Annotated in this window: 4 protein-coding genes; 2 read left to right on the forward strand and 2 right to left on the reverse strand. The window is 57.8% G+C overall.

All coding sequences use genetic code 11. The features are described 5' to 3' along the window. Positions 1-707, reverse strand: a 707-nt coding sequence (locus tag AC0YKC_RS33835) for a PAS domain-containing protein (protein WP_488514220.1), incomplete at its 3' end; no start/stop codon positions are given. Between the two features lie 1,493 nt (positions 708-2,200). On the opposite strand from AC0YKC_RS33835, the gene AC0YKC_RS33840 reads away from it, so the two are divergent. Both AC0YKC_RS33840 and AC0YKC_RS33845 read left to right on the forward strand, forming a co-directional pair. Further along, a complete protein-coding gene (locus AC0YKC_RS33840; RefSeq protein ID WP_488514221.1) occupies positions 2,201-2,584 on the forward strand; it encodes a hypothetical protein in 384 nt (127 codons plus the stop codon). A gap of 165 nt (positions 2,585-2,749) precedes the next feature. Continuing rightward, the gene (locus AC0YKC_RS33845) at positions 2,750-3,040 is read left to right on the forward strand and encodes a hypothetical protein (RefSeq protein ID WP_488514222.1); all 291 of its coding nucleotides are present in this window, start codon (positions 2,750-2,752) and stop codon (positions 3,038-3,040) included. A 492-nt stretch (positions 3,041-3,532) separates the two neighbouring features. On the opposite strand, the gene AC0YKC_RS33850 is transcribed toward AC0YKC_RS33845, so the two are convergent. Then, positions 3,533-3,760, reverse strand: coding sequence for a hypothetical protein (locus tag AC0YKC_RS33850; protein ID WP_488514223.1), 228 nt, complete (start codon positions 3,758-3,760; stop codon positions 3,533-3,535). Positions 3,761-3,986 lie beyond the last annotated feature (226 nt).

Genomic DNA, 3,986 nt, shown 5'->3' on the forward strand with positions numbered 1-3,986 from the left:
GGGCCTTCCAGCACGGCTCGCGAGGCGCCGTAAGGCTCGAGTTGAGTTTGTATCGCCTCGCGCAGCGGGACGTTTTGCCAACCCCGTCGCGCGAGCAGGGCATGGGCCCGAGCCAGGGACTGGATCCGATCCTGAACCGAAGCGGCATATAGGGCGGAATTGTCGGATTTCGTGAGGCGGACGATGCTGTCGACCAGCGCAAGAACGTTGTTGGCGCGATGATCTACTTCGAGCAGGAGCCGGTGCTCTGACGCTTCGAGAGATTGAATTCGGCGATATTCCGTGCTGTCGATCTGTGATCCGAAATAATAGGCGACGCGCTCGTCGTCGTCATAGACAGGACTGATATGAAGCCGGTTCCAGAACGGTGTTCCATCCTTCCGGTAGTTGAGCAATTCCACGCCGACCTCGCGCTGTTCCCGTAGGCCGGCCCGAATTTCCGCCACCGCGGCCGAGGACGTTGCCTTACCCTGCAAGAAACGGCAATTACGTCCTAACACTTCATCTGCCTCATACCCGGTCAGATTTAGGAAGGCCGCGTTCGCCAGGACGATCGGGTAATCATTCCCGGTGGCGTCCGCCACCACCATGGGCATTCTGGTCCGCTGAAAGGCTGTTGCGGCCAATTCTTTCCAATCCGGCGTAGCGCCTCCGGTAACTGCGGCCGGCCGATCAGTCTTTACGTGGGACCTCCGTTTTGGGCTCATAGGTTTGCCTCTAGCTTTCAGCGTTTAGATGGAACGTCGGTTAAGCTAAAGTGTTGCAAACTGTGGATTATCGGGCCCCTTCCCAAGCGGAATCTGAATCGCCTCAAGAGAGTAGGAATGGCCTGGTGCAGGAGCACGTCACTCGTGGCGGTCTCCGATTTCCGCCTGCCTCCTTCAGGACGACGGGCGTGAATATCTTTGCAGGCTGGTGTGAGCGTGGCCGCACCAAATTCTCGCGCAGGTTTCATCGTCGATCCAAGTTGGACTTCAGCGATGTTGGCGAAATCCCGCACGTCGCGCGCTATGCTGCCGTGCCGTTACATCGCCGAAAAGGGCAACGCGCCGGGTGATAGGGATATGACCGTCTCGACAAGCTGCTCGGGAGCCGCGTTGCAAAGAAGCAATCACAGCCTTGCGGCGGTCGGGACCTTTGAGTTGTAAGAAAGGCTTTCGTCTCACATACGTGCGACTAACGGGCATGGCACCTGCTTTATCGGAACAATGCAAGTGTCCAGATGCTCAGAGGCAAGCTGCCGTGCACGTTGCCTAGTTTGCGCACCCAGGCTACTCCAGCAGCTGCCCGTCGGGTCGGCGTGCTTTTTTGTTAGCAGACCGGAACATGCGCCTTGGGGCCGTTGTTGGAACAATGTCTGTGGTATCCCCCTCAAAACCGCAGACTGGTGTGCAACACCGAGCCCGCGTCCTGTCGAGGGGCGCGGGCTTCTCGCAGGACAGGGGCTAATGGCGCGCGCTATCGTGTAGGCGAGGTTGTGTAAACAGACGCCCCCAAAATTCGAGGGCTCGGCGTATCGCTGCAACGTTCCCAGGACCTAGCCGCCGTTTCCCGCTCTCGAAGTCGCGGATCGTTCCCTCACTCGTGTTTGACTTGGCCGCAGGGCGCCTTGGGGCCATTTCAAAAGCGCGTGGGCAGCCTGCGATTGCTCCGACATCATCCCTTCGACGGGTCTGACATTTCCCGCGACGGAACGCGATTCAATGTCCGCCGCGCGGGCTCCCCCTCGGTCCTGGCTTGCTTTCACATGGGTTTGCGGCCAGCCGGACTAGTCGCCGGTCGCCGAGGGCCAGGAGTCGCTTCTTTCTCTCTGCTAGCTGATAGGGGCCGTCTTTAGCCGTCGCTGCTGCTTGCATCCTGGCGACGAGATAATCGGCTCTGTTCGTTCGATAGTCTTCTTTTTGCGCAACCATCCGTTCCTCCTGGTCACCGACCTTGTCTGATTGACCCGAAGCGAGTGACTAGCTGCCGATGCATCGCGGGAGTCTACCAATTGGCGATTGTATTAAAATGATACAGCCCCGCTGCCGCCGCGGGGGACCCAATAGCCCACAGCAGATGTGCCACCACCAACCTCAGCAGGCTAGGCGGCCGGCGCCTTCGTTGGGAGAGTTTGCCAAATAGCGAGCACCGGCCTGGCGAACCGCGGTTGGCGGCATATGTGAGCGGAACCTAATATCGTCCTCTCACTTAAGGCAGGATGAGCATCCGCGGCGTCAATTTCTTCAACAAATGGGTGACCAAGCATCTCCCAAACGCAATGACGGATGGCGTGGCCGTAAGCGACCTAGCCGATGAGTTGTTCAAGGCGGCCGAGAGTGAAGGCATTCCTGCCGCCGAGATCAACGAGGAGGTTGCCAGCGTTTATGCGGTGATCTTCGAGGCGATGCAGCACCGCGAAGGCAGCATGCCCGAGAACGATTGCACCGCCTTCGACCTGCTGGCCGGTCGATTGTCGCGCGAAGCAAATATCACCGAGATGCAGGCTCACGAGCTAATCGAGCGACTCGGCATCGACTGGGAAACCCTCCTAAATGAAGCTCATTTCCTGAAGGAGCTTCAAGGCCGACTAGGGAAGGAATAAATCCCTAGGCCGCCTTTCTATCGACGTGCATGCGAAGGGCGGTCCTTGATCTTGCGGATTGACTAGCACCGGCTTTGAGCCCACTGCCGCCTTGGCAATTGGAACCTCTTTCGGGAGGCGCACGTTTTTCTCATAGGTCGTTATCTGGACCAAGGAGGTAGCCCGATGAATATCAAGCTGCTTAGTATTATCAGCGCACTTGCGTTCGCCATGATGGGTGGTGCAGCAATGGCTGGGTCCGCCACAGGCACGTCTGCGCTCGATGATCCGGCCAAGATGTCTCCGTTTTTCACCGATGCCGGTATGAAAACCCTGAGGTCGGAAACCGATTTCAAAACCGCGTGGATGGCGATGAAACCCGACGAACGAACTGCGGTGATGAAAGACTGCGGCGATACCACGCTCAACAAGGCTCACGCCGATTTCTGCGCGATGGCCAAGAAGATGGGTGGCTAACTTATTCCCCGTCGAAACGGGTGGGAGGCGGCTCCCGCCTTCCACCCGCCAGAGGCAACTTATTGAACGCTGGCCTAACGGGAATTCGCAGGCCGCCTTGCCGGCAGCACAGCGCTTCCAATCACGATCCTCAAGCTATTGCTGGGCGGCCGGTCCTTTTGATTTTAAATGGCCAGGTTTTGTTGGTCGGGACCCAGGCGCGATCTAGAAGCACCTCTGCTTTTCAATTTGCCGCCCCTAGTTGCGCGCAATCGGACTAGGCGCACGCCTGACAGATACTTCTAGTGCTAATGCCAGAAGAGATTTCCAACCTGCTTAAGGGCCAAGCACAAGGATCAAAGACCGCGCCGGTCGAAATCGGCATTTCCGAGCGGCAGGCGCTCGAGTTGGGTCCAACTGCTAGGGTTCATTGGCCTTCTCTTCTTTTCCAGGCCCGCGCCTTGAAGAACTTAGAGCGCGGATCGGGGGAAGTGAGGCCCAGCTTTGGAGCGATCATGGAACCTCCGCATCGAACTCCACAGCAAAACCCGCGTCGATCGCGGCTCGCGCTATGTAATCGCCGAGTTCCCAATCCGTCAGTTCGCAAAGCGGGAACCGCTCTCTGACGGCGCGGATGACCTCCGTTATCGAAACGCTCGGATTTTCAACATTATCAAGCAGGTAACGGATGATCGTTTGGCGAACGTCCGATGAAGTAAGCGTGGAGACGACGTCTGTCATTGCGCGGCCTATGAATGAAGCCGTGTTTCATAACGATCGGCAGTCATTGCGTCGAAAGCGACAGGAATGCTGTGGAAGATGCATGCCGCAGCCAGGATCTCTTCCAATTCGCGGTCAGGGGTTTACACGCCGGAAGCTGTGTTCGAATGGCATGTATTGCTGTGCGATGGAAAGGAAACGGGCCTTCCCTCTGGAACAGACATGGGCCTCGGGTGCGCTTTCAACC

This window comes from Mesorhizobium sp. CNPSo 4661, assembly GCF_057784215.1.

What these genes read in the sequence shown, in the direction of transcription:
- AC0YKC_RS33850 (WP_488514223.1), bottom strand. Translation starts at nt 3,760, where the DNA reads ATGACAGACGTCGTCTCCACGCTTACTTCATCGGACGTTCGCCAAACG.
- AC0YKC_RS33840 (WP_488514221.1), top strand. Translation starts at nt 2,201, where the DNA reads ATGAGCATCCGCGGCGTCAATTTCTTCAACAAATGGGTGACCAAGCAT.
- AC0YKC_RS33845 (WP_488514222.1), top strand. Translation starts at nt 2,750, where the DNA reads ATGAATATCAAGCTGCTTAGTATTATCAGCGCACTTGCGTTCGCCATG.